Here is a 24,926-nt window from a genome sequence, read left to right on the forward strand (position 1 = left end):
ACATGGCAACGGTTTTCAACTAGCACCGGCTCACGGGGCGGTCACGATCCGCGGCTTGCCCACCGGCGTCGGCAGCGTCCGCGCCAGGTGCGCCGCCCCGGCGGCTGCATACAGCGCGTCAACGTGCCCGTCGCCCTTGCGGCTGAACACCCAGGCGTCGCCGCGCTTCAACGGCTCCGCCCCGGCCACGTGCTGGTTGAGCAGCGGGTCGTCGGGGTGCACGATCTGGCCGGACAGCACCAGCTCCGCGAAGCCCATCGCGACGGCCGTCAACTCGCCCCGGATCTCCTCCACCTTCACCCCGGCCGGCGGCCAGCCCGTCCGGCCCGCCTTGCGCCGGTCCGCGAGATCGGCCACCAGCGACGCGCCCGGCCCCGACGGCAGGTAGCCCAGCGCCTGCGGGCGGACCTTCGCGATCAGGGCGGGCAGCTCGCGGCGCAACTGGTGCGTGCACGTCGCTCCGGACCAGTCGCCGACGTGGTCGACGGCCACCCGGCCGTCGGCGAGCACCGCGGCGGCGTACAGCGACGCGTGCTGCTGGTCCGGTGCCACGTCGACGCACAGCGCCACCCGCGACCGAACGCCGGCCAGGTCGACCGGCCCGGCGCACCGGCTCCACGCGCCCGGGTCGATCGCCGGGTTCATCAGCTTCACCCGGATGCACATGCGCTCGGTCTTGAAACCCGCCAGCGCCTCGCCGCCCAGCCGCTTCGCCCGCGCGGCGCCGGTCTTCAGCACCTCCAGGTCCAGGCCGTACCCGACACGCGGGTTCGCCTGGAGCAGCGCGTCGACGTCCTCCGGGTCCGCGTCCTCCGGCGCCGACCACTCCAGCAGCCCCAGCCGCGGATCACCGACGCCCGTCTCGATGAACTCGCGCGCCGAGTCCTGCAGGTCGTTGAGCACCACCGACCGGGCGTCGCCGGCGTTCGACAGGCACCAGATCTGCGCGTCCTCCGGCGAGCACGCCGGCTCGAACGCGTCCCAGGCCTCGTACGTGCGGTGCTGCCGCAGCTCGTCGGCGATGCCCCGGTGGATCGTCAGCGACCGGCCACCCTCGCTGTTGCTGGCCGCGATCCGGTACCGGGCCCCGTCCAGCGTCCAGCTCTCCGTCTCGCCGTTCGTCCGCCGCAGCCACTTGCGGCCCGGCTCGTGCAGGTCGTCCAGCAGCCGGGTGCGCCGCACCAGCGACACGGCCTTCTGCCACGACTCCTTGGCGTAACTGAGCTGCGTCGACGTGCCGAGGATCAGCGGCACGCTCTTGCGGAACTGCCAGTACACCGACAGCACCACCGGCAGCTCAGTCTTCCCGTTCTGTCGGCTCACCAGCAGCACCACGATCCGGAACCGCGGCCGACCGTCCGGCAGCAGCTCCCCGCCGTGGATCACCGCGAACTCCTGCCACGGCAGCAGCGGGTGATCGATCTCCCGCGCGAAGTCGATCACCTCGAAGCCGTACGACGTCTCCGGCGTCAACTCCCGCAGGGGTGGCGTGAACAGCCGCGGCTCAGTCTTGCCGAGCACCGGCGCGGCCAGGACAGAGGCGGTCATTCCGGTTCCTATCTGGGCATCGGGGAGGGGGAAAGGACACGTACGGCGGGGTGTCCATCCCCCTCTGGCGGGAAGAATCGGGCCTCACCAGCGGGTCGCTGAGCGTCCAGGGGGGTCGGGTAGGGCGGCAGGGTCACCCACTGCCCCGTTGCACGGCTGGCACGAGGCCACGAGGTACGCAGGGTCGTCACCTGTGACTGTCCTGCCCAGGGTGTGGTGTACCTGGGTGGCCACCACCGTGCACACGGGTAGGCGTACCTGGCACTGGTACTGGTCTCGCAGTAGGACGGCAGCACGGGTGCGTCTCCACGTCCTGGTGCTGCCGCCCTCCCACGCTCTGCTCATGACCGGCCCAGGTACCAGACTCCGCCCCAGCAGCACAGGTACATCAGGCCGAGGGTGACGACCAGGGCGACGACGGTGCCCAGCGGGCTGGCCTTCTTGCTGGTCTTGGGTGCGGTGATGGGCTTGCTGTAGCGGACGGGTCCGATGCCGATGTTCCAGCGCCAGTTGCTCACGTGCTCCTCCTCGGGTTCAGCGACCAGGGTGCGCGGCCTGCGCAACCATGTGCACCTGGACGAGCTGGAGCGCCCGTGCGAGGTGCTTGCCGCAGAGCAGGATCTCGCCGTCGGCGTCGACGACTTCGCCCGCGCACATCTCGTCGTTGCGTCGCCGGTAGCGGCACCGGACGGCCCGGCCGCTCATCGCCGCATCCCGTCAAGAATTCTTGACGTCGGTCTCGCGGTCACTGGTTGTCCTTCCGGCCGTGAAGCTTCTGGTGGTGGCGTCGCTTCAGCCCGATGGTCCGGGCGGCGGCGAACTCGTCGCGGATCCGCTTGCGCTCTTCCCGCTTGCGCAGCGTCTCGGCCACGGCGGCCTGGAGGCGTTCCTGCCACTCGGCCTGTTCGGTGGGGGTCATCTATCCCTTCCCCTCTCGGATGGCTATCGCTCTCATCGCTCTCACCCCTACGGGGTGGTGAGAGCGTGAGAGCCATGGCGATCGGCGCTCACTGAGAGCGTTTGAGAGCCATGAGAGTCATTGATGCTCATGGCTGGCGTGTGAGCTTGTAACGGACGTTGCGACCGGCCCCTGTGCGCTCCACCAGACCGGCCCTGATCAGGGCGAACTTCTGCCGGTGGAACGTCGCCTCGGACACGACTTCGGTCTTGGTCAGGACGCTGACGCTGACCTCATCGCTCTCATGTGACTCCCACCAGAGCTTCAGCCAATGGCTCTCAAGCAGGGCCGTCGGATCGCCTCCCTGGCCGGGGTCCGTGAGAGCCAAAATGGCGGCCGGTCCGTGCGAGATCAGCCGCAGCGTGACCTTGTCGAACTCCGGGGCGTCCTTCTGCTTCACGCACTCGACGGTGAGCAGGTCGTCGGCCTTCTTCACCTTGATCACGGTCGTGGCGGCGCCCTCGAGGGCCGTGGAGCCGCGCATGTGCTCGCCGCTGCGGCCCTGGTGGTGCACGACGAGCACGCACGCCCCGGTGGCCTCGCGCAGCTGCTCGATCCGCTGCACGAACTGGCCCATGTCCCGGGCGGAGTTCTCCTCCATGCCGACGGTCACCCGGGCCTGGGTGTCGACGACGACCAGGTTGGGCCGAGGGTCCATCTCGGCGGCCACGGCCACGAAGGCGTCCCACTGGGCGCCCTCGGCGGCCTGCACGGCGACGGGCAGGATGGTCAGGCCGGTCATCTTCTGGTTCTGGCCGGACTCCCACGCGCGGATGCGCTGCTTGATGCCGGTCAGGCCCTCGGCGACCAGGTACAGCACCGGGCCCTGCTCGACCGGGCTGCCCTGCCAGGTCTCGCCGGTGGCGACGGACCCGGCCATGTCCAGGGCCACGAACGACTTGCCGTTGGCGGGCGGCCCGATCAGCCAGGCGGTGGAGTTGCGGTACAGCATGTCGCCGATCAGCGGCTCCAGCTCGGGGATGCTGTCGAGCTGGTCCGGGGTGATCAGGGCGGCGCGGATCCGGTCGACGTGCCCGCCGGCGGCCTTCGGCGTGCCGGCGATGCGGTCCAGGAGCTCGCGCAGCTCGGCGACCCGCGCGATGCGGGCCTCACGGTCGGCGGTCTTCGCCGCGTTGTCGGCCTGGACGCTGAGCTGCTCCAGGGCGCGGCGCTGGCGGTCGTCGAGGATCTGCCGGGCGTGGTACGGCCCGTCGAGGCCGAGGCCGGCGGCATAGCAGGTGTGCAGGTACTCCAGCCCACCGGCCTTGCCGAGCGCGCCGGCGGCGTCGAGGTGATGACCGACGGCGGCCGGGTCGGTGGGCTCGCCCCGGTCGTGCAGCGCCGCGACGGCACGCCAGATGTACGAGTGGCGGGGTGGGCTGAGCGGGTGGTCACGGCCGAGCAGGTCGAGCAGCGCCCCCGTGGTGTCGGGCGCGCCGGACATGGCCACGCCGATGACGACTCGCTCGGCGAGCACCAGCGGCGAGACCTCGGTGAGCGTTGCGGTCACGCGGCGCGCTCTGGGTGGTAGATCTGGCGCATCAGGGCGCGGGTCTGGTCGCGCGCCTGGTCGGCCGCCTTGACGATGTCGGCGTGGAGCCGGTCGAGCGCCGCCTCGATCTGCTTCGGGTGGGCGTCGAGGACGTCGAGGGCACGCAGCTGCTCGCTGAACGTCCAGACCATGCCCTGCAGGGTGTTCGACCGCGACACGACGGCGCTGTCGACGATCCCCCGCTCCCAGTCGGTCAGACCCGGCCCGGTCATCAGGCGCTCGCCTTGGCCTGCTCGTCCCCGCCGGCCAGCCACGCCGCCACGCTGCTCTCGGCGTAGAGCACCCGGCGGCCCCGCTTCACGCCCTTGGGGCCCTTGCCGACGTGCCGCCAGTAGCGGACGGTGCTCGGCACCGTTCGGGCCAGCTCGGCCACTTCCTCGGTGGTGAGGTACTTCTCCACGTCCGACGCTCCCTGCGCTCCGCGCACTCTGACAATGGCGCGACACGCAGAAAGCCTATGCATGATCCAACGTTGACTGCAAGCGCCCAACGCAGTTAGATTCTTTCGCGTGGCGCAACAACCATCAGCCGAAGATCTCTTCGGCACTCAGGTTCGGCAAGCGCGCGAGGCGCGTGGCTGGACGCAGGATCGGCTACGCAGGGTGCTGCGGGATGTGGCCGGACTGGACCTGAGCTCGACCGCGATGACGCGGCTCGAGCAGGGGAAGCGGCCGATCCGGCTGAACGAGGTGACGGCCCTTGCCCGAGTCCTCGAACTGGAGCTGGCGCAGTACGGAGGCACGGAGGTGCGTCTCACGCAACACGATGCCTACGAGCAAGCCAAGACGCAGCTTGCTGAGTTGCAGGGCATGTTGGAGGCGGCGGAGAACGAGCTGGCCGCCGCCTCCATCACAGAGCAACATGCGAGGCAGGCGAGGGTGGTGGCGATGCAGCACGTGGACGTGCTGCGCCGTCAGTACACGCTTCTCCAGACGGCGATCAGTCAGTACGACATGGGTCGGGAGGAACTCCTGAGGGAGCTTCACGGCCCGGATCGGCGCAACGATGGCCAGCATTAAGAAGCGCCCTGACGGGAAGTACCGGGCCCGGTACCGGGACGAGGCCGGCAGGGAACACGCGAAGCACTTCGTCAAGAAGGCCGACGCGCAGAACTGGCTGGACGAGCAGACGGCAGCGCTGGTCACCGGCACTCACGTCGCGCCACGGAAGGCCAGGACGACGGTGGCCGAGTGGTGCTCGACCTGGCTCGACGGGTACGGCACCCGGCGCGCGTCGAGCGTCCGCCAGGCCAAGGTGCACGTGGCGCAGATCGTCGCCGAGTTCGGGGAGATGCGTCTCGGTGCCGTCCGGCCGTCGCACGTCAAGGCCTGGACCACGAAGCTGCGGGAGGCTGGCCTGGCGGCCTCGTACGTCTACGCGCTGCACAACCGCTTGGCGCAGATCTTCTCCGACGCCGTCCACGACGGGATTGTGCCGCGGTCGCCATGCTCGCGGCGCACCTCGCCCGGGCGGGCCAAGCAGCGGGCGTACGTGGCCACCACCGCGCAGATCTGGGGTCTGTACGACAAGATGCCGGCCCGGATCCGTGCGGCGATCCTGTTGGGCGCGTTCGCGGGTCTGCGGACCGCTGAGGCGTGCGGGCTGCGGGTCACTGACGTCGACTTCATGCGCGGTGTCATCACGCCAGCGGTCCAGTACCCGGCGCTGCCGCTGAAGACCGAGGTCTCCCGTACGCCGATCCCGATCTCGCGCAAGCTCGCCGTCGAGCTGTCGGCGCACGTGGCGCAATGGCGGGCCGACACCATCCTGACCGGCGACGACGAGGGCCAGCTTGGTCCGTGGGCCCTGGAGCGGGCTGTACGCGACGCCCGGCAGCGGGTACCTGGCCTGCCGGACGGCTTCCGCTTCCACGACTGCCGGCACTTCTTCGCCAGCCTCTTGATCGAGTCGGGCGCCAACGTCAAGGTCGTCCAGGCGCGGCTGCGGCACGCCTCGGCAACCACGACGCTCGACACGTACGGCCACCTGTTCCCCGATACCGACGAGGCCACCAGGTCCGCGGTAGACGCGGTCCTGGTGGCCCGTGCGGACTCCCTGCGGACTAAGGAGGTGATCGCCTAGCTATCACCGCAGGTCAGCAGCATGATCACAACTAGCAGTCGAAGTACATGGCGAACTCGTGCGGGGTGGGACGCAGGCGGACCGGGTCCACCTCGTTGCTCCGCTTCCAGTCGACCCAGGTGGAGATCAGGTCGGGGGTGAAGACGCCGCCGTCGAGCAGGTAGTCGTGGTCGGCCTCGAGCGCGTCGAGCACCGCCGGCAGCGAGCCCGGCACCTGCTTGACGTCGCCCCACTCCTCCGGCGGCAGGTCGTACAGGTCCTTGTCGATCGGCGCCGGCGGCTCGATCTTGCTCTTGATGCCGTCCAGGCCGGCCATCATCATCGCCGAGAAGGCGAGGTACGGGTTGCTGGACGGGTCCGGCACCCGGAACTCGACCCGCTTGGCCTTCGGGTTGCTGCCGGTGACCGGGATCCGGGTGCAGGCGGAACGGTTGCGCTGCGAGTAGACCAGGTTGACCGGCGCCTCGAAGCCCGGCACCAGCCGGCGGAACGAGTTGACCGTCGGGTTGGTGAAGGCCAGCAGCGACGGCGCGTGGTGCAGCAGGCCGCCGATGTACCAGCGGGCCATGTCCGACAGGCCGGCGTAGCCGGTCTCGTCGTAGAACAGCGGCTCGCCGTTCAGCCAGAGGCTCTGGTGGGTGTGCATGCCCGAGCCGTTGTCGCCGAAGAGCGGCTTCGGCATGAACGTGGCGGTCTTGCCCTGCGCCCAGGCCTCGTTCTTGATCAGGTACTTGAAGAGCTGGAGCTGGTCGGCCGAGCGCAGCAGGGTGGAGAACCTGTAGTTGATCTCCGACTGCCCGGCGGTGCCGACCTCGTGGTGCGAGCGCTCCACGGTGAAACCGGCGTCGACCAGGCGACGGACCATGCTGTCGCGCAGATCGGCGTAGTGGTCGACCGGCGGCACCGGGAAGTAGCCGCCCTTGTACGCGGTCTTGTAGCCGCGGTTGCCGCCCTCCTCGACCCGGCCGGTGTTCCAGGCGCCCTCGATCGAGTCGATGTAGTAGAACGACTGGTGGGCCGACGTCTCGTGGCGGATCGAGTCGAAGATGTAGAACTCGGCTTCGGCGCCGAAGTAGGCGGTGTCGGCGATGCCGCTCGCGGCCAGGTACGCCTCGGCCTTCTTGGCCACGTTTCGCGGGTCCCGGGAGTACGCCTCGCGGGTGAACGGGTCGTGGATGAAGAAGTTCAGCGCGAGGGTCTTCTGCGTGCGGAACGGGTCGATGAAGGCGCTCGCGACGTCCGGGAGCAGGAGCATGTCCGACTCGTGGATCGCCTGGAAGCCGCGGATCGACGAGCCGTCGAACGCGAGGCCGTCGGTGAAGACGCTGTCGTCGAAGGACTCGACCGGCAGGTTGAAGTGCTGCATCACGCCGGGCAGGTCACAGAAACGTACGTCGACGAACTTCACGTCCTCGTTCTTGAGGTATCGCAGGAGTTCCTCGGGATTGGCGAACACACGTCCTCCTGGCACGTCCACGGGGTGGCTGGCTCCTGGCGACGGTATGACCACCGGGTTGCCCGGCAATGTCTCCGGTGTTTCTGCCGTGTTACGTCGCTCGCGCAGCGTCATACCCGCCGCTCAGTTGCCGTCGAATGTCCGTTCGCACGATACCCGGCGAGGGATAGTGTCGCAGTTCAACGTGTTTGGTCCGAATTCCCGAGGGGTGCGGGCGGCGCCATCGTGACCGTGCGTACCGGACGCCGCGGGCGGCTGACTACCCTTGGCGGCTGTGACCACGCCGTACCCCGTACCGCCCGCCCGGGACCCCGGGTTCGTCCCGCCCACCCTCGGCCGCCGGTTCGGCGCGTTGGTCACCGACTGGCTGCTCTGTCTGCTGGTGTCCAACTTCTTCGGTGGCCCGGTCCAGCACCCGTGGCTGCCGGTCCTGGTGCTGATCCTGGAGTACGGCTTCTTCCTCGGCCTGTTCGCCCAGACCCCCGGCATGTACATCACCCGGATCCGCTGCGTGGCGTGGACCGACGGCGGCCGGATCGGGCTGGTCCGGGCGCTGCTGCGCGGCGCGCTGCTCTGCCTGGTGGTGCCCCCGCTGATCATGGACGAGCACCGGCGCGGCCTGCACGACCGCCTCACCGGCTCGGTCATCGCCACCGCCACCCGCCCCGCCCGCACCCCCTCCTGACCCGGCGCGCCCGCTCGCTGGCTCCTCGTGCACCGGCCCCGCGCCGGCAGGATCGTGCTCGATCCTGGTTGTGGTGGCCTCGGCGGCGCTCGGCTGCCACCACTTCCAGGATCGAGCCCGATCTTGCGCGGGGCCGGACGCGCGGGAAGGAAGAGAAGGTCAGGGCAGGGCGACCTCGGTGGAGTCGAGGCGGACCCGGGTGGCGGTGGGGGGAAGCAGGGCGGCGTGCCGGCCGGCGGGGTGCCAGCGGCCGTCGGTGCCGAGGTAGCTCAACCTGGCGTCCTTGCGGGCCACCAGCCAGCCCCGCCCGTCCGGCAGCCGGACCGCCACCGGCAGCGGCGCCGTCGGATCCACCTCGTCGCCGTACACCGCGATGACCGGCCCGAACCGCGGGTGGGTCGAGGTCAGCGGCTCGATGTAGACGACGGTGCGGGTGGCGTCGCCGCCGAAGCGTACGTCGGCGGCGACGAACAACTCGCCCCGCCCGGTGCGGCCGTACGCCATCCAGTCGAGTCCCGTCGCCGCGCCGGTCGGTTCGTGCTCCCCTGCGTTGTCGCCCTTGCCGACGAGCGTGCGCACGGTGTCCAGGGACAGTCCGGCAGCGTGCGGGGCGACCGGGAAGAGGGCCGCTCGATCGGCCGGCCGGCCGTCGCCCGGCGGGGTGCGCCAGCCGAGGCCGGGATCGCTCGGGACAACCCTGGGGTCGATGAGGTTGCCGATCCGCAGGTACGTCCCGGAAGCGTCGCGGACCGCCACGGCGTACCGGTCGCGTTGCGGCGGCACCTGAACCACGGCGGCCCCGTCGGCGAACGTCAACGGTCGCCAGTCCGTGCGGGTGACCCGGTCGGCGAGATAGGTCCGTTGCGCGGACCACTGCGCCGGGCCGCCGACGTCCAGCACCACCAGCACCGACCGGTCCGGGCCGGCCAGGAACGCCCGGGTGCTCTCGGTGGGCCGGTCCGAGGCGGGGAGGAAATCCGCGCCGACCGGCTCCGGCCGGCCGGCGGCATCGCTGCCGGCGAACCAGATGAACACCGACTGCCGGCCGCCGTCGCCCGACATCCGCTGCACCACGGCGGCGGCCGGCCCGGCCGAGGTGCTGCCCGCCCAGGTGACGTGGGGTGGCCCGGCCGGCCGGCGGGTCAGGCCCAGCCCGCCCAGCGGAGAGTCGTCACGGGTCCGCTCGTAGCTCGCCAGGACCCGCGCCAGCCAGTCCCGGTCGTCGGCCAGGTCGCCCCGGGTCGGCTGGTCCAGCAGCCGCTCCGCCACCCCGGCGGGCGGGGCCGGGGCGGGCGGCCCGGCCAGCTGTGCCACGCCGGCCGCCCCGCCGAGCAGCAGAACCGCGAGGGTGGCCGCCACGGTCCGCCGGCGGTGGACCCGCCGCCGGCCGCCGCGCCGGGCCCGGTCCGCCAGGTCGGCGCGGGGTCGTACCTCGTCGGCGGTGATCGCCAGGGCCCGGCGTACCGGGTCGATGTCCAGGTCGCTCGTCATCGGATGCTCCGCAGCGGGTGGGTGACGGGGAGGGTGGGCAGCGGCGGCGTGCGGCGCTCGACCGGGCCGAGGTGGGTCTGCTCCCGGAGGCGGGCCAGGCCGCGCGCCGTGTGGCTCTTCACCGAGCCGACCGAGCAGCCCATGACCTGGGCGGTCTCGGCCTCGGAGAGGTCGTCCAGGTAGCGCAGCACCACGGCGGCCCGCTGCCGGGGTGGCAGCGCGCGCAGCGCCGCCAGCACGCTCTGCCGGACCGCCACGCCGTCGGCGTGGTCGACGGCCAGCGGGCCGGTCCGCTCGCCGAGCGGCGCCTCGGGGCGCCTGCCCCGTAGCCGCCACCGGTCGACCGCCCGGTTGTAAAGGATCTTGCGGGCGTAGGTGTCCGGGGCGGCGCGGGCCCGGCGCCACTTCGCGTACAGCCGTTCCAGGACGTCCTGGAGCAGGTCCTCCGCCGCGTGCCGGTCGGTGGTCAGCAGGTACGCCGAGCGCAGCAGCGCGGTGGAGCGGCTGCGGACGAACTCGTCGAAGGAGTCCGGGTCGTCGTCGGTCTTCATCACCGGGGAAGACGACGGCGGACATCCCGGGGTTTACCGGCGTACGGAAAAGCCGGGCCCATCGACGACGGGCCCGGCTCCGGTGGCATGGTTGCGGGTCAGCGGCCCCGCGTCTGGCGGTACGCGCCCCGCGGCGGCCGCATGTTCTTCGGGATCGCGCCCTTGGGCAGCTGCGGCCGGGCGGTCAGCGCCTTGAGCCGCTTGTCGAGGGCGTTGACGTCCTTGGGGGAGAGGGTGCGGGGCAGCCGCATCAGGGTCATCCGCAGCTTGCGGATGGGCAGCTCGCCCTCGTCCTGGCCGATCACGTAGTCGTGCAGCGGCGCGGTGCCGATGACCTTGGCCAGCCGCCGCTTCTCCTGGCCGAGCAGGCCGCGCACCCGCTGCGGGTTCCCCTCGGCCAGCAGGATCACCCCGGGCCGGCCCAGCACCAGGTGCACCATGTCCATCTGGGTGGTGGAGCTGACGGCCGGGGTCACCCGCCAGTCGCCGCGCATGCTCTCCATGATCTGCGCCGCCGCGCCGGGCTGCCCCTCGGCGGCGTTCATCATCGCCCGGTTGGACCGCAGGTTGAGCACGATCAGCACGGCGAGCAGGGCGAACAGGATGCCCACCGGCAGCCAGATCCAGCCCCAGAGGACCACCGCGACCACGGTGAGCGCGAGCGGGATCAGCACCGCCGCCGCGGCCAGCGGGGCGAACCACCGGTCCTGCTTGGCGGTGAACCGGAACACCATCCCGATCTGCTTCAGCCGCTGGCCGAACGAGACCTTCTCCTGGGGCTTTGCCATGTCCCAGAGTCTAGTGGGCGCCCGCGCGGGCGGTGATCCGCGGCCGGCCGCTGAGTACCTTACGTGGCCGGGAGGCCGCGCCGGCCCGGCGTAAGGAGGGTGGTGGCGGCGAAGATGAGGCGGCGGCCCCATGCCCCGGGGGCACCTTCGGGCGGAAAGTCGATGTCGACAGGGAAACCCACCGCACGTGAGGGGCACCGAGATGTTCGGCAACGACGCAGATTTCCTGCTCTCCATCCACCGTACCCACGCCTCCGAGCTGCAGGCCGACGCCGAGGCGGACCGGCTGGCCCGGGCGCTGCCCCGCCGCCACCCGCGCGGCTGGCTGGGCCGCCGCCGGCACGCCGTCCGCACCACCGACACCCGCCGGTGACCGCCGCCGCGCCGCCGGTCGCCGCCGGCCCGGCCGTCACGGGGGCGGCCGGGCCGGCTGGTCCGGCCGGGTCCGGCCGTCATGGCATGCTCGGTGCCGTGACCGTACGCGCCAGCAGCACCGTCCTCGTCGGCCGCCAGCGTGAGCTGGCGGCCCTGCGCGCCGCGCTAGTCCGGGCCGGCGCGGACGAGCCCACCACCGTCCTGGTCGGCGGCGAGGCCGGGGTGGGCAAGACCCGGCTGCTGGACGAGTTCGGGGCGGTGGCGGCCGGGACGGGTGCCCGGCTGCTGGTCGGCCAGTGCCTGGAGCTGGGCGAGGCCGGCCTGCCCTTCGCCCCGTTCGCCGCCGCGCTGCGCGAGCTGCTGCGCCGCGACGGCCCGGGCGTCCTCGACGGGTACGAGCCGGAGTTCGCCCGCCTGCTGCCCGAGCTGGCCCGGGGGCCGGCCGCCGTCGCGGCGCCCGCCGGTCCGCTCGCCTCCGACGCCCCGCGCGGCTACCTGTTCGACCTGGTGGCCGAGCTGTTCCACCGGCTCGCCGAGGCCCGCCCGCTGGTGCTGGTGATCGAGGATCTGCACTGGGCGGACCGCTCCACCCGAGACCTGATCGGGTTCCTGGTGCGCGCCGCCCGCCCCAGCCGGCTGCTGCTGGTCTGCACCTACCGCACCGACGAGCTGCACCGGGGCCACCCGCTGCGGCCCTTCCTCGCCGAGCTGGACCGGGTGCGCGGCGTCGAGCGGGTCGAGCTGGGCCGGCTGGACCGGGACGGCACCGCGGCGATCCTGACCGACCTGCTGGGGGCGGAGCCCGCCGCCCGCGGGGTCGACGACGTGCACGAGCGGACCCAGGGCAACCCGTTCTTCATCGAGGAGCTGGCCGCGGCCGGCTCCCCGGTCGGCTGCGCCACGCTGCCCGACACCCTGCGCGACCTGTTGTTGGCCCGGGTGGACCGGCTGCCCGACCCGGCGCAGCGGGTGCTGCGGATCGCCGCCGCGGGCGGCACCCGTTTCGGCCACCAACTGCTCTCCGAGGTGGCCGGCCTGCCCGAGGCCGAGCTGGAGGACGCGTTGCGCGCCGCCGTGGCCGCCCAGCTGGTCGTCGCCGACCCGGACGGCGACTACGAGTTCCGGCACGCCCTGGTCCGCGAGGCGGTGCACGACGAGCTGCTGCCCGGTGAGCACGCCCGGCTGCACGCCCGGTTCGCGGCCGCGATCGAGGCGAACCCGCCGCTGGTCGCCGCCGGTCGGGCTCCGGCCGAGATCGCCCACCACTGGCACGCCGCGCACGACCACCCCCGGGCCCTGGTCGCCGCCCGCGCGGCGGCCACCGCGGCGGCCGACCGGTACGCGTACGCCGAGCAGAGCCGGCTGCTGGAACGGGTGCTGGAACTCTGGGAGCAGGTGCCCGACGCGGCGGACCGGCTCGGCATGGACCACCTCGCGGTGTTGGAGGAAACCCTCGACGCGGCCACCACGGCCGGCGACTACGGCCGGGCGATCACCCTCACCCGGGCCGCCCTGGCCGAGGTGGACCGGGACGCCGAACCGCTGCGCGCGGCCCGGCTGCTGGACCGGCGCGGCCGGCTGCTGGCCCTGCTCGGCAAGAGCGACGGCGGCGTCGAGGTGCGCGAGGCGTACCGGCTGGCGGCCCGGGTGCCGGACGGGCCGGAACGGTTCCGGCTGCTCGCCGACATCGCCGCCCACCTGTCCCGGATCGATCCCGAGGAGGCCGTCGCGGTGGCCGACGAGGCGATGGCCGGGGCGGCGGCGCTCGGCGAGGACGTCACGCTGCTGCCCACCCGGATCGCGATGCTCTGCCGGCTCGGCCAGGACTCGGCGCGCGGGCTGGCCGACCTGCGTCGGGCCGAGGCGAGGGCCCGCGCCGCCGGCAACGGGCCGGCGCTGGTCAGCGCGCTGGTGTACCTCTCCGACGTGCTCTTCGAGGTGGGCCGGTACGCCGAGTCGGCGGCGGCCGCCGCCGAGGGGGTGACCGAGGCGCGCCGGGTCGGGATCAGCCGCTCCGGCGGGGCGTACCTGCTGTCGAACCAGGCCGAGGCGTTGATCGCCCTGGGCCGCTGGGACGAGGCCGAGGCGACCTGCGCGCAGGCGGCCCGGATCGACCCGCCCGGCGTGTCCGGGCTGCACTGGCTGCAACTGCGGGCCGGGCTGCGGCTGGCCCGGGCACACCCGACCGCTGACGACCTGGTGGGCCGGGCGCTGGGTTTCCTGGCCCGGCCGTACCTCTGGCCCAGCCACCGGCTGCCCCTGCACGAGCTGCGGATCGAGATGGCGCTGGCCGCCGACGACCGGGCCGAGGCGGTCCGCGCCGCGCACGACGCGCTGGCCGACGAGCGCCTGCCCGACCTGCCCCGGGAGGGCTGGCCGCTGCTCACCGCGGCGGCCCGCACCGCCGCCCGGTACGCGGTGCCCGAGCTGGGCGCCATGGTCGGCGCGCTCGCCGCCGGCCTGCCCGCCCGGTACCCGGCGGAACGGGCGCACGCCGCCACCGTGGCGGCGCTGCGCGCGACCGGTCCCGCGGCGCTGCCGGCCTGGCGGGTCGCGGTCGACGCGTGGCGGGCCGGCGGGCAGCCGTACCCGCTGGGCCGGGCGCTGCTGGAGCTGGCCGGGGCCGCCGCCGCGGCGGGGCAGCGGTCCGAGGTCGCCGAGGCGGTCCAGGAGGCCGGGGCGTTGGCGGACAGCCTCGGCGCGGCGCCGCTGGCCGAGCAGGTGGCCACCCTGGCCCGCCGGGTCGGCCTGCCCGGCCGGGGTGGCCCCGGCACCGATCTGCTCACCTCGCGGGAGCGGGAGGTGCTGCGGCTGGTCGCCGCCGGGCACAGCAACAGCCGGATCGCCGAGCAGCTGTTCATCTCGCCCAAGACGGCGAGCGTGCACGTCTCGCGGATCATCGCCAAGCTGGACGTCAGCAACCGGGTGGAGGCCGCCGCGCTGGCCCACCGCCTCGGCCTGCTGGAGCCGGCCGCCGCCGTCCCCCAGCAGCGCCGCGCCTGACCGCCCCCCGGCCCGGCCGGGTGAACGGCGCGGGAGAGCAAGGGCGGCGGTCAGCGGGGCGGGAGGTAGATGCGCCAGCCGTCGAGAGCGACCAGGCGCAGGTCGCCGGGGCCGAGGCGCTGGTCGAGGCGGGCCGCGAGGGGTGATCCGGCCGGCGCCACCCAGGCCGCGTCGGGCGCCGCCTCGACCGCCCGCCGGTACGCCGGATAGCGGTCGTGGCCGGGGCGCAGCCGGTCGTCCACGACCGCGCAGACCACCCGTTCCCGGCTGGCGAAGGTGAGTCGGTTGCAGGTCCAGTAGCCGCCCCGGACGTGGCTGACGCCCAGCTCGTGGAGGGTGTCGACCAGGGCCGCGTGCCGCCGCGCCTCGGCCCGCACCTCGGGGGCGCGGGTGATCGCGCCCCAGGTGGCGTACCCGCCGGTGGCGAGTGTGGCGGCCAGCACGGTGACCGCCGCACCGCGGGCCACCCCGCCCCACCGCCCCGGCGCCGCTCGCCGGGCCGCCGTCCAGAGCGGCCAGAGCAGGGCCGGGGTGGCGACCGCCAGGCAGGACAGGTAGCGGGCGCTCTCCGTCGGGCTCCGCCCGGCCGCGCCGCTGAGCGCGTACGCCCCGAGCAGCCCCGCCGCCCCGGCGAGCAGCGCCAACCGCACCGCCGCCCCGGCCCGCCACCGATCGCCGCCCGCCGGGGCGGGGGTGGGCGGGGGGCGCAGGCGGCGAACGGCGTCGGCCGCGCCGAGCAGCAGCAGGACCGGTAGTGCCGCAGCCCACCACAGTTGCCAGGGGGCGCAGTGGCCGGGCGAGCAGAAGCCCGTGCTCAGCGGCGGGCCGAGCACCAGCCCGCCGTACAGCCGGTCGGCCCAGCCCGCGGCGGCGCCCCCGCCGCCGGCCGCGAGCACCGCGGCCAGCGGGTTGCGGCCGTGTACGGCGCTGTCCACCAGCATCGGCGCCGCCCCCAGCAGCGCCGCCCCGACCAACACCATCCCGGCCCGGCCGGCCAGCTCGGCCCGGCACCGGACGACGAGCACCGCGCCGAGGGCGAGCAGGTACGGCAGCAGCAGCGGATCGACCCAGAGCAGCAGGCCGGCGATCACTCCCCAGCCGGCCCACCGGGGCAGCCGGGCCCGCCGGTCGGCCGCGCACAGGTCGAGGGTGAGCAGCGCCAGCGCCGCGCCGGCCGGATTCAGCTCCGGATAGCCGCCCCCGGCGATCAGCTGGTTCTTCAGCACCCGGTCCGCGCCGAGCGCGAGCAGCCCGACCACCAGCAGCGTGAACCAGGGGTCACCGCCGAGCCGTCGGGTCAGTCGCCAGGCCAGCGCGAGGAAGAGCGCGTACAGGGCGAGGGTGGGCACCCGCAGCGCGACCGTGGACGGGCCGAACACCGCGAAGACCGGCGCCGCCAGGTACGCCTCCAGCGTGCCCATGTACGCCTGGCCGTAGAACCAGACCGGGAAGTGCCGCCCCTGCGCGATGTGCAGCGCGGCGAGCCCCATGGTCGCCTCGTCGCTGTTGGTCGGCGGGTTGTCGGCCAGTACCAGCACCACCCGGTACGCCACCCCGGCGAGCAGCACGGCCAGGGTGAGCGGCCCGGCGGGCGAGGCCGGACGGGGCCACCGCCGGTGGGCGCGCGTACCCGCCTGCCGGCGTACCCCCGTGGTCATGCCGCAGATCATGGCATCCGCGGACCCGGGCCGGCGGTCGGGACGCGGCGCGATCGGCTCAGCTCGCGGCCGTGGCCTGCCCGCGAGCCTCCAGGGCCTGGCGGTAGAGCCGGCCGGCGCGGTACGACGAGCGCACCAGCGGCCCGCTCATCACCCCGGCGAAGCCGATCTCCTCGGCCTCGTCGCGCAGCTCGACGAACTCCTCCGGCTTGACCCACCGGGTGACCGGGTGGTGCCGGGGGGAGGGGCGCAGGTACTGCGTGATGGTGATCAGCTCGCAGCCGGCCTCGTGCAGGTCGCGCAGCGCCTGGGAGACCTCGGCCCGCTCCTCGCCCATGCCGAGGATCAGGTTGCTCTTGGTGACCAGGCCGTCGGCGCGGGCCTGCCGGATCACGTCGAGCGAGCGCTCGTAGCGGAACGCCGGCCGGATCCGCTTGAAGATCCGGGGCACCGTCTCGACGTTGTGCGCGAGCACCTCGGGCCGGGAGCCGAACACCTCGGCCAGTTGCTCGGGGACCGCGTTGAAGTCGGGGATCAGCAGCTCGACGCCGCAGCCGGGCTGCAGGGCGTGGATCTGCCGGACCGTCTCGGCGTACAGCCAGGCGCCGCCGTCGGGCAGGTCGTCCCGGGCGACGCCGGTGACGGTGGCGTAGCGCAGCCCCATCGAGACCACCGACTCGGCGACCCGGCGCGGCTCGTCGGCGTCGAACTCGGCCGGCTTGCCGGTGTCGATCTGGCAGAAGTCGCAGCGGCGGGTGCACTGGTCACCGCCGATGAGGAAGGTGGCCTCCCGGTCCTCCCAGCATTCGTAGATGTTGGGACAGCCGGCCTCCTGGCACACGGTGTGCAGCCCCTCGCGCGAGACCAGCCCGCGCAACTGGGTGTACTCCGGGCCCATCTTGGCCTTGACCTTGATCCACGGTGGCTTGCGCTCGATCGGCGTCTCGGCGTTGCGGGCCTCGATCCGCAGCAGCCGCCGCCCCTCGGGGGCAACGGTCGCGCTGCGGGTGGCCTGCGGCGTCGTCGTCGGCGCGGAGTGCTCGATCGTCACGAAACCGAGCCTACGCCCGACGGTGGCGGTCGATGAACGTCGGGCGACGGGCGTCACGCCGGAGGGCTTGTGACACCGGACACCAAAGTGCGCGAAATCGGCGTTACAGGCGGCGCGGGCGGGTGTTTGCGTGCCCGCCAACGCCGGCTATCTGGACGCGTTCCGGCACGGGATGCCGCCGCACGGTGGCTTTGCCATCGGGCTGGAGCGCTTCGTCGCCCGGCTCACCGGCGCGGCGAACGTCCGGGAGGTGACCGCCTTCCCGCGCGACCTGCACCGCCTCACGCCCTGACGACAGGAAAGGAGGGGCCCTGCCACGCCTGGCATTAACAGGGCCCTTCCTTCCAGCCCGGGCGGTTCCGGGGCCGTGGCGGGGTATGAAGGACGGACAGGCGGAGGAGGAGCATGGCCGAGCAGCTACGGGCGGCGCTGCGGGGCCTGTTGTACGTCCGTCCGGTGCCGGGCGCCCACCGGGTGGCGCTGCGGGCCGGGATCAGTGTCGTCGTCCCGCTGCTCGTGGTGCTCGCGCTGGGCCGCCCCGGTTGGTCCGTGTACGCGGTCTTCGGGGCGTTCACGTCGCTCTACGGACGCAACCACGTGCACCTGTCCCGCGCGGTGATGCAGGCCAGCGCCGGGATGGCGCTCACCGTGTCGATCGTCCTGGGCGTGCTCGTCGGGACGGTGGAGTCGCGGGCGTGGGTGGCGGTGCCGGCGGCGGCGGGCGTCGCGGCGCTGGGTGCCGTGCTCGCCGCCGCGCAGGACTGGCACCCGCCGGGGCCGCTGTTCCTCGTGTTCGCATTCGGTGCCGTCGCCTCCGCCCCGCACACCGTCCCGGACGTGCCGGTGGCCGCCGGCGTGGCCGGGCTCAGCAGCCTGTTCGCGCTGCTGGTCGGGAACCTGGGCAGCGTCCTGCGGCGGCAGCGGACCCGGCCGGCCCGGCTGGCGCACGTGTGGACCTGGGAACCGGTGCGATACGCCCTCGCCGTGTTGTTGGCGGGCGGCACGGCGACCGCGGTGGGGATCGGCCACCCGTACTGGGCGATGGTGGCGGCGGTCGCCCCGCTCAGCGTGGAGGGCGTCGCCGCCCAGCTCGTCCGGGCCGCGCACCGGATCCTCGGCACGCTGTTCGGGCTGCTGACCAGCGCGCTGCTGCTCGCGCCGCAGCTTTCGCCGTACGCCACCGTGCTGGTCGTGGCGGTGCTCCAGATCGTCACCGAGCTATTGGTGGGGCGCAACTACGGCCTGGCGCTGCTGTTCATCACGCCGATGGCGCTGCTGATGGGCCAGCTCGCGGTGCCCCGCCCGGCCGGGTCGCTCCTGCTCGACCGAGGCGTCGAGACGGTCATCGGCGCCGGTATCGGCGGGCTCATCGTGCTCGGTGAACCCTGGCTGCGGGCCCGCCTCACCGCCGCCCGGCTGCCGTGGCGGTGACGCGAGTCGCCCTCTTGGGGAGGGGCGGCGGACCGCGGTCGTGCCGGCGTGGACGACGACGCCTGGTGCGCTACGGCGCGATCGGCAGGCGGCGTTTGTGGTCGGTGGCGTGGTAGCGGTCCACCAGCTTCCGCTCGACCTCCGGCGGGACCGGCCGCGCGATCATCCGCCGGCGCGCCTTGATGTTGCCGTGCACGAAGTCCCGCTGGGCGTCGTCGCGGAACGCGGTCCCCGCCACGTCGGTCGTCGAGGGGTCCTTTCTCCAGGTCAGGCCGGGCCGAGCAGGTCCCAGGGGTTGCCGGCGAGGTCGCGGAAGACGGCGACCCGGCCGTACGGTTCGGTGCGCGGCGGCTTCACGAACTCGACGTTCGCCTCGACCATCCGCCGGTAGGTGGCGTCGAAGTCGTCGACCTGGAGGAAGAAGCCGACCCGGCCGTGGGTCTGGTCGCCCACCGCACCCCGCTGGCGCTCGCCGTCGGCGCGGGCCAGCAGCAGGCCGGTGCCGCCGCCGGGCGGGCGGACCACCACCCAGCGCTTCGGCCGGCCGTCGTTGGTCCGTGACGGCTTGTCCTCGATCAGCTCGAAGCCGAGTACCTCGGTGAAGAAGGCGATGGCCGGGTCGTATTCGGCGACCACTAGGGTGACCAGGTCGATGCGCACGTCAGCAGGTTACGCGGGCAGTTCGGCGCGGCGCCGACGCAGGTGCGCGAGCTGCGGCTCGTTCAGGTCCAGGGCCAGCGCCCGGTCGTACGCGGCCGTCGCCTCGGCCGGCCGGTCCAGGCGGCGCAGCAGCTCGGCCCGGGTGGCGTGCCACCACGGGTACCCGGCCAGCCCGGAGATCGTGTCGACCAGGCCGAGCGCCATGGCGGGGCCGTCCCGCTCGGCCACCGCCGCCGCCCGGTTCAGCCGGACCACCGGGGTGTCGTGGACGGTGAGCAGCACGTCGTACCAGGAGACCACCGCGTCCCACGGGGTCCGGTCGTACGCCGGGGCGAGCGCGTGGCAGGCGGCGATCGCGGCCTGCACGACGTACCGGTCGGGGCGGTGCGGTGTCCGGCGCAGCGCCCGCCCGACCAGCTCGACCCCCTCGACGATCGCGTTCCGGTCCCAGCGGGACCGGTCCTGCTCGGCCAGCAGGAGCAGCCGTCCGCCAGGACCGGTGCGGGCGGCGCGCCGGGAGCCCTGGAGCAGCAGCAACGCGAGCAGGCCGAGCACGGTCGGCTCGTCCGGCATCAGCTCGGCGAGCAGCCGGGCCAGCCGGGTCGCCTCGTCGGCCGGCCCGGGGCGGCCGGTCGCGTACCCCTCGTTGAAGATCAGGTACACGGTGCTGGCCACTCCGGTCAGCCGGCCGGGCAGCTCGGCGGCCTCCGGCACCCGGTACGGGATGCCCGCCCGCGCGATCTTCTGTTTGGCCCGGGTGAGCCGCTTGGCCAGGGTGGGCTCGGGCAGCAGCAGGGCGCGGGCCACCTGCGCGGTGCTCAGCCCGGCGAGGGTGCGCAGCGCGAGTGCCACCTGTGCGTCCAGCGACAGCGTGGGGTGGCAGCAGGTGAAGACCAGGCGCAGCAGGTCGTCGCGGACCACCTCGGGTGGCTCGGGTGTCGGGTCCAGCAGGGACATCGCCGCTGCCTCCTTGCCGGCCCGGTTCGCCTCCCGCCGGATCAGGTCCACCGCCCGCCGCCGGGCGACCACCAGCAGCCAGCCGCGCGGGTTGTCCGGTACGCCGTCGCGGGGCCAGGTCTCCAGGGCGCGGACGACGGCGTCCTGGGTGGCGTCCTCGGCGAGGTCGACGCTGCCGGTGACGCGGATCAGGGTGGCCAGGAGCCGGGTGTGCTCCTCGCGGACTACCCGCGCCGCCTCCGTCCATGCGGCGGCGGGCGGGTCCGGGCCGTCCCGCGCCGCGTCACCGCGCAGCGTCGGCGTCACCGGGAGAACTGGATGACCGGCCGGACCTCGACCGCCCCGTTCCAGGCGGCCGGCAGGCCGGCGGCGACCCGCACCGCTTCCTCCAGGTCCGCGCACTCCAGCAGGTAGAAGCCGGTGAGGGCCTCCTTGGTCTCGGCGTACGGGCCGTCGGTGGTGAGCACGTCGCCGTCCTTGCCGCCGGACACCCGGACGGTGGTGGCGGTCGCGGTCGGGTAGAGCGCCTGGCCGCCTCGCAGCACCGCCTGGGCGCCCGCGGCGAACGCGCGGTACTCCGCGAGTTCCGTGGCCTGCTCCGGCTGGCTCCAGTCGACGTCGGCGGTGTAGGTCAGCGCGGCGTACAGGGGCATGATCGCCTCCGATGGTCCTCGGCCGGCGTGGTCGCCGGCCTTTCACCATAGGGACGATCGGCCCGCCGCCGCGCGGGACACCGCGGGCGAGGTTTTTCTCAGGCCGTCGCGATGGTCGGCAGGTGCCGCTCGACCACCGGCAGCACGTCGGCGACGGTGACCGGGCGGCCCAGCTCGGCGGTGAGCGAGGTGACCCCGGCGTCCCGGATGCCGCAGGGCACGATCCGGTCGAAGTAGGTCAGGTCGCAGTCGCAGTTGATCGAGAAGCCGTGCAGGGTCACCCCGCGGGCCACCCGGATGCCGATGGCGGCCACCTTGCGGGCCGGCCCCCGGTCGTCCTCGGGCACCCAGACTCCGCTGCGCCCGTCGACCCGGCCGGCGGTCAGCCCGAACTCGGCGCAGACGTCGATCAGCATCTGCTCGACCCGCCGCACGTACGCGACCACGTCGACCGGGTCGGGGAGCCGGAGGATCGGGTAGCCGACCAGCTGCCCCGGGCCGTGCCAGGTGATCTTGCCGCCCCGGTCGACGTCGACCACCGGGGTGCCGTCCATCGGGCGGTCCCACGGCTCGGTGCGCTTGCCTGCGGTGTAGACGCTGGGGTGCTCCAGCAGCAGCACGCTGTCGCGCCCGCCCGCCACCACCGCGTCGTGCAGCCGGCGCTGCTCGTCCCAGGCGGCCTGGTAGTCGAGCACCCCCGCGCGGACGGCGCTCAGGCCGGAAGTCGTCGTGGTCACCCGTCCAGCCTAGACCCGTACCCGCCGGTCACCTGGGGTGAGCTTCGTTGCGTCAGTCACCCGGCACGGTCCAGAGCCAGACGTCGTCCACCCGCTCGGGCGGGCCGAGGATCGCGGTGGCGGTGCGGCGCAGCGCGTCCTCGTCGAGGTCGTACTTCGCGCCGTGCACCCGATCGGCCAGCACCACCGCGGAGACTCCCCAGTACCGCAGGTCGGCCCGGCAGAGCTGGACGCTGCCCTCGGTGATGATCGGCACCAGCCCGGTGCGGCCGGCCTGGTCCATCAGGGTGTCGAAGGTCCGGGGGACCGGGCCGATCTTGCCGCGCCCGTCCGGGCCGCCCGGGCCGAGGAAGAAGCCGGCCGGGATGCGGAACTCGCGCTGCCCGTGGGACAGGGCGTACGCCTGCCAGCGCTGGCCGTCGGGGGTGACGTCGAGGGTGAGCGGGAGCGGGGTGAGCACCCCGCCCGGCGGGACGTACCGCTGCCAGGTCCCGGCCGTGATGAACGCCGGGATCGGCTCGCGCGCGCTGGTCAGCAGGGGGGTGGGCAGCAGCGGCAGCAGGGCGACGGCGAAGCCCGCGGTCCAGGCCGCCCGCACCCGCGGCGGGTCGGTGCGCAGGCTGTCGACGGTGTACGCCAGCAGCAACCCGATCACCGGCGCCACCACCAGCGCCAGCCGGGACGGGAGCGCGGCGTTGACCACCGGCAGGCCGTCCAGCAGGCCGAACGGCAGCAGTTGGCCGGTGTTCCGCCCGTCCCACTTCGCCCGGGGGCCGAGGGAGAGCGCCGCGAAGACCAGCGCGGTCACCCCGAGCGCGGTCAGCGTGGCCCGGCGGGCGGGCGCGGCCCGGCGCCACAGCAGGACGAAGCAGCCGACGGCGAGCAGCAGCAGCGGCACCCCGAAGAAGGAGTTCTCCTCGGTCGGGTTGGGGGCCAGCCGGGTGCCCCAGTCCACCGCGCCGGCCAGCGAGCGGCGCGGGAACGCCCCGAACCCGGCGAGGTCCTCGGAGTGGATCATCGGGTCGAAGCCGGTGCCGTGGAACCGCTGCGGGCCGGCGAAGTGCAGCCAGAGCGGATACGCCAGCAGCACCCCGGCGACCAGCGCGGTCACCCCGAGCCCGCGCAGCAGGCCGGGCAGGGCGGCGCGGGCCTCGGCCCGGCGGGCCGGGTGCAGCGACCACACCGCCAGGAACAGGGCCAGCGCGAGCGCGGTGAAGAAGAGCCCCTCGGCGGCGATCGAGAAGGCGACCGCGACCAGCAGCCCGAGCACGACGCCGCCGCGCAGCCAGCGCCCGGGCCGGCGCAGCGCGAACACCCCCCACACCAGCAGCGGTACCAGCCAGCCGGCGGTCCAGTTCAGGTGGGCGTTGGCGTGCGACACCATGCCCGGGGAGTACGCGATGAACAGCGCCCCCACCCCGGCGGCGAGCCGGCTGCCGACCAGGTGTCGGCTGAGCAGCCAGTACCAGGCCAGCGCGGTGGCGGCCAGGTTGAGCGTGAGGATCACCAGGAAGGTGGCCGGCGGCCCGACCAGGTACGTCAGCGGGGCGAAGACCGCCGCGTACACGGTGATCGAGGTGTTGACCGCGAGGTTGACCCCGTCCGGGACGTTGATCAGGTGGGTGAAGAGAGGGTCCTGCCCGTGGGTCAGCGCGTGCCCGCCGAAGGCCAGCAGCCACTCGAACAGCGCCTGGTCGCTGGCGTTGACGGTGATCGCCCGGCCGTTCGGGTCCCGCCACAGTCCACTGGTGACCCAGAGGGCGAGGGCCACCGCGAGCAGCCCGACGACCAGGTCGGCGCGGTGTGGTCGGGCGGAGCGCGTCGGAGGAGAGGGGTCGCCGACCAGGGAAGGGGAGCTCTGCACGGAGCGGACGTTACCAACCGTTTCGGGACACGCCGGGCAGACACGAAACCTCACGGCGCAACACATCGGCCTTGACGAATATGTGAGCGCTCGCCATGTCGCAAGTCGGAAACACGGACGTAACGTCACGGCACAGCGGGGAGTGACCAAGTTCACATCCACCATCGGGAGGTCGCCGTGCGCCGCCGCTCATCCATCCTCGTCAGACTCGTCGGGGCGGTCACCGGGGCCGTCCTCGCCGCCGCCGCGGTCCTCACCGTCGCGCTGCCCGCCCAGGCCGCGACGCTCACCCAGGTCACCGGGTTCGGTTCCAACCCCGGCAACCTGACCATGTACGCGTACCGCCCGGACGGCCTGCCGGCCAACGCCCCGGCCGTGGTGCTGCTACACGGCTGCACCCAGAACGCCTCGACCTACTTCGCGAACTCCGGCTGGCAGAAGTACGCCGACTCGTGGAAGTTCACGCTGATCGTGCCGCAGCAGCCGTCGGGCAACAACGCGAACTCCTGCTTCAACTGGTTCGAGACCGGCGACACCGCCCGGGGGCAGGGCGAGGCGCTGTCGATCAAGCAGATGGTCGACTACGCGCGGAGCAACTACGCGGTCGACCCGGGCCGGGTCTTCGTCAGCGGGCTCTCCGCGGGCGGGGCGATGAGCGCGGTCATGCTCGCCACGTACCCCGACGTGTTCGCCGCCGGCTCGGTGATCGCCGGCATCCCGTACCGCTGCGCCACCAGCATGGTCAACGCGTTCTCCTGCATGACCCCGGGGGTGGACAAGGCCCCGGCGCAGTGGGGGGACCTGGTCCGGGGCGCCTACTCCGGCTACACCGGGCCGCGCCCCCGGGTGGCCATCTGGCACGGCACCTCCGACAGCACCGTCGCCCCGATGAACGCCGTCGAGTCCCGGGACCAGTGGACCAACGTGCTCGGCGCGTCGCAGACCCCGACCAGCACCGCCTCGCTGCCCGCCGGCACCAGCCTCGAGGTGTACGGCAACGACGCCGTCCGGCTGTACCGGGTCTCCGGCATGGGCCACGGCACGCCGGTCGACCCGGGCTCGGCCACCGACCAGTGCGGCACCGCCGGGGCGTACTTCCTGGACACCATCTGTTCGACCTACCGGGACGCGGTCTTCTTCGGCCTGAGCGGCGGCACCACCCCGAGCCCCACCCCGACCGCCTCGCCGACGCCCACCCCGTCCCCGACCTGCGTGACGGCCAGCAACTACGCGCACGTCGCGGCGGGCCGTGCCTACCAGTCCGGCGGCTACGCCTACGCGCTGGGCAGCAACCAGCGGATGGGCCTCTACAACACGTACTACACGACCACCCTCAAGCAGACCGGCCCCAGCTACTGGGTGATCGGCTGCTGAGGTGGTTGAGGTGATTGGCGGGGCCCCTTGTCAACAGACGTCTGTTGACAAG

26 protein-coding genes and 1 pseudogene are annotated in these 24,926 nt (G+C 73.4%); 8 read left to right on the top strand and 19 right to left on the bottom strand.

Annotated elements, in window-relative coordinates; translation table 11 throughout:
• Positions 1-30: 30 nt before the first annotated feature.
• From AB0H57_RS24565 to AB0H57_RS24595, 7 genes are all read right to left on the bottom strand, one after another.
• On the bottom strand, positions 31-1,548 hold the full coding sequence (locus AB0H57_RS24565; protein WP_357510212.1) for a terminase: 1,518 nt from the start codon (positions 1,546-1,548) through the stop codon (positions 31-33).
• A 341-nt stretch (positions 1,549-1,889) separates the two neighbouring features.
• Complete coding sequence (locus AB0H57_RS24570; protein ID WP_357510214.1) at positions 1,890-2,066, bottom strand: hypothetical protein; 177 nt, start codon at positions 2,064-2,066, stop codon at positions 1,890-1,892.
• A 16-nt stretch (positions 2,067-2,082) separates the two neighbouring features.
• Complete coding sequence (locus AB0H57_RS24575; protein ID WP_357510216.1) at positions 2,083-2,253, bottom strand: hypothetical protein; 171 nt, start codon at positions 2,251-2,253, stop codon at positions 2,083-2,085.
• A gap of 40 nt (positions 2,254-2,293) precedes the next feature.
• The gene (locus AB0H57_RS24580; protein WP_357510218.1) at positions 2,294-2,467 is read right to left on the bottom strand and encodes a hypothetical protein; all 174 of its coding nucleotides are present in this window, start codon (positions 2,465-2,467) and stop codon (positions 2,294-2,296) included.
• Between the two features lie 127 nt (positions 2,468-2,594).
• Positions 2,595-4,016, bottom strand: a complete 1,422-nt coding sequence (locus tag AB0H57_RS24585) for an AAA family ATPase (protein ID WP_357510220.1) — start codon at positions 4,014-4,016, stop codon at positions 2,595-2,597.
• Complete coding sequence (locus AB0H57_RS24590) at positions 4,013-4,270, bottom strand: hypothetical protein (protein ID WP_357510222.1); 258 nt, start codon at positions 4,268-4,270, stop codon at positions 4,013-4,015. The genes AB0H57_RS24585 and AB0H57_RS24590 overlap by 4 nt, the downstream gene beginning before the upstream one ends.
• Entirely contained in the window at positions 4,270-4,458 is a 189-nt protein-coding gene (locus AB0H57_RS24595; protein WP_357510224.1) for a helix-turn-helix domain-containing protein, read from the bottom strand. The genes AB0H57_RS24590 and AB0H57_RS24595 overlap by 1 nt, the downstream gene beginning before the upstream one ends.
• 109 nt (positions 4,459-4,567) lie before the next feature.
• Between AB0H57_RS24595 and AB0H57_RS24600 the strand changes: the two genes are divergently transcribed.
• Together AB0H57_RS24600 and AB0H57_RS24605 are read left to right on the top strand one after the other, a co-directional pair.
• Positions 4,568-5,077, top strand: coding sequence for a helix-turn-helix transcriptional regulator (locus tag AB0H57_RS24600; RefSeq protein WP_357510226.1), 510 nt, complete (start codon positions 4,568-4,570; stop codon positions 5,075-5,077).
• Positions 5,064-6,140 (top strand): site-specific integrase, encoded by a 1,077-nt coding sequence (locus AB0H57_RS24605; protein ID WP_357510228.1) that lies wholly within the window; start codon positions 5,064-5,066, stop codon positions 6,138-6,140. Before AB0H57_RS24600 ends, AB0H57_RS24605 begins: the two co-directional genes overlap by 14 nt.
• A gap of 31 nt (positions 6,141-6,171) precedes the next feature.
• Here the strand turns inward: AB0H57_RS24605 and glnA are convergent, their stop codons facing one another.
• Positions 6,172-7,596 carry a type I glutamate--ammonia ligase gene (gene glnA / locus AB0H57_RS24610; protein ID WP_357510229.1) on the bottom strand — a complete coding sequence of 475 codons (1,425 nt, stop codon included), beginning with the start codon at positions 7,594-7,596 and terminating at the stop codon, positions 6,172-6,174.
• A gap of 274 nt (positions 7,597-7,870) precedes the next feature.
• On the opposite strand from glnA, the gene AB0H57_RS24615 reads away from it, so the two are divergent.
• A complete protein-coding gene (locus AB0H57_RS24615) occupies positions 7,871-8,281 on the top strand; it encodes an RDD family protein (protein ID WP_357510231.1) in 411 nt (136 codons plus the stop codon).
• Positions 8,282-8,440: 159 nt separating this feature from the next.
• Here AB0H57_RS24615 and AB0H57_RS24620 read toward each other — a convergent pair whose 3' ends face one another.
• From AB0H57_RS24620 to AB0H57_RS24630, 3 genes are all read right to left on the bottom strand, one after another.
• Entirely contained in the window at positions 8,441-9,772 is a 1,332-nt protein-coding gene (locus AB0H57_RS24620; RefSeq protein ID WP_357510233.1) for a hypothetical protein, read from the bottom strand.
• On the bottom strand, positions 9,769-10,323 hold the full coding sequence (locus AB0H57_RS24625) for a SigE family RNA polymerase sigma factor (RefSeq protein ID WP_357510260.1): 555 nt from the start codon (positions 10,321-10,323) through the stop codon (positions 9,769-9,771). The genes AB0H57_RS24620 and AB0H57_RS24625 overlap by 4 nt, the downstream gene beginning before the upstream one ends.
• A gap of 98 nt (positions 10,324-10,421) precedes the next feature.
• A complete protein-coding gene (locus AB0H57_RS24630; protein ID WP_222956222.1) occupies positions 10,422-11,111 on the bottom strand; it encodes a DUF4191 domain-containing protein in 690 nt (229 codons plus the stop codon).
• A 187-nt stretch (positions 11,112-11,298) separates the two neighbouring features.
• On the opposite strand from AB0H57_RS24630, the gene AB0H57_RS24635 reads away from it, so the two are divergent.
• Positions 11,299-11,484 carry a hypothetical protein gene (locus tag AB0H57_RS24635; RefSeq protein ID WP_357510236.1) on the top strand — a complete coding sequence of 62 codons (186 nt, stop codon included), beginning with the start codon at positions 11,299-11,301 and terminating at the stop codon, positions 11,482-11,484.
• A gap of 98 nt (positions 11,485-11,582) precedes the next feature.
• Positions 11,583-14,489, top strand: a complete 2,907-nt coding sequence (locus tag AB0H57_RS24640) for an AAA family ATPase (RefSeq protein ID WP_357510238.1) — start codon at positions 11,583-11,585, stop codon at positions 14,487-14,489.
• A 50-nt stretch (positions 14,490-14,539) separates the two neighbouring features.
• Here AB0H57_RS24640 and AB0H57_RS24645 read toward each other — a convergent pair whose 3' ends face one another.
• Positions 14,540-16,147: a hypothetical protein gene (locus AB0H57_RS24645; protein WP_357510240.1), complete on the bottom strand. Its 1,608-nt coding sequence runs from the start codon at positions 16,145-16,147 to the stop codon at positions 14,540-14,542.
• 58 nt (positions 16,148-16,205) lie between these two features.
• The gene (gene lipA, locus AB0H57_RS24650; protein WP_357510242.1) at positions 16,206-17,198 is read right to left on the bottom strand and encodes a lipoyl synthase; all 993 of its coding nucleotides are present in this window, start codon (positions 17,196-17,198) and stop codon (positions 16,206-16,208) included.
• 142 nt (positions 17,199-17,340) lie between these two features.
• Here lipA and AB0H57_RS24655 point away from each other — a divergent pair.
• Positions 17,341-17,490 (top strand): annotated as a pseudogene (locus tag AB0H57_RS24655) (amino acid--tRNA ligase-related protein); the annotation flags it as partial.
• Positions 17,491-17,603: 113 nt separating this feature from the next.
• Complete coding sequence (locus AB0H57_RS24660; RefSeq protein ID WP_357510244.1) at positions 17,604-18,629, top strand: FUSC family protein; 1,026 nt, start codon at positions 17,604-17,606, stop codon at positions 18,627-18,629.
• 70 nt (positions 18,630-18,699) lie between these two features.
• Here the strand turns inward: AB0H57_RS24660 and AB0H57_RS24665 are convergent, their stop codons facing one another.
• The 6 genes from AB0H57_RS24665 to AB0H57_RS24690 form a co-directional block, all read right to left on the bottom strand.
• Entirely contained in the window at positions 18,700-18,867 is a 168-nt protein-coding gene (locus AB0H57_RS24665; RefSeq protein ID WP_357510246.1) for a hypothetical protein, read from the bottom strand.
• A 29-nt stretch (positions 18,868-18,896) separates the two neighbouring features.
• The gene (locus tag AB0H57_RS24670) at positions 18,897-19,289 is read right to left on the bottom strand and encodes a VOC family protein (RefSeq protein ID WP_357510248.1); all 393 of its coding nucleotides are present in this window, start codon (positions 19,287-19,289) and stop codon (positions 18,897-18,899) included.
• Between the two features lie 9 nt (positions 19,290-19,298).
• Complete coding sequence (locus AB0H57_RS24675) at positions 19,299-20,552, bottom strand: sigma-70 family RNA polymerase sigma factor (RefSeq protein WP_357510250.1); 1,254 nt, start codon at positions 20,550-20,552, stop codon at positions 19,299-19,301.
• Positions 20,549-20,899 carry a YciI family protein gene (locus tag AB0H57_RS24680; RefSeq protein ID WP_357510252.1) on the bottom strand — a complete coding sequence of 117 codons (351 nt, stop codon included), beginning with the start codon at positions 20,897-20,899 and terminating at the stop codon, positions 20,549-20,551. The genes AB0H57_RS24675 and AB0H57_RS24680 overlap by 4 nt, the downstream gene beginning before the upstream one ends.
• A gap of 98 nt (positions 20,900-20,997) precedes the next feature.
• On the bottom strand, positions 20,998-21,636 hold the full coding sequence (gene lipB, locus AB0H57_RS24685; RefSeq protein ID WP_357510254.1) for a lipoyl(octanoyl) transferase LipB: 639 nt from the start codon (positions 21,634-21,636) through the stop codon (positions 20,998-21,000).
• Between the two features lie 52 nt (positions 21,637-21,688).
• On the bottom strand, positions 21,689-23,500 hold the full coding sequence (locus AB0H57_RS24690) for a DUF2079 domain-containing protein (RefSeq protein ID WP_357510256.1): 1,812 nt from the start codon (positions 23,498-23,500) through the stop codon (positions 21,689-21,691).
• Between the two features lie 177 nt (positions 23,501-23,677).
• Between AB0H57_RS24690 and AB0H57_RS24695 the strand changes: the two genes are divergently transcribed.
• Entirely contained in the window at positions 23,678-24,874 is a 1,197-nt protein-coding gene (locus AB0H57_RS24695; protein ID WP_357510258.1) for a PHB depolymerase family esterase, read from the top strand.
• The last annotated feature ends 52 nt before the right edge of the window (positions 24,875-24,926 follow it).

The organism is Micromonospora sp. NPDC050686, assembly GCF_040654475.1.
Classification (GTDB): Bacteria; Actinomycetota; Actinomycetes; order Mycobacteriales; family Micromonosporaceae; genus Micromonospora.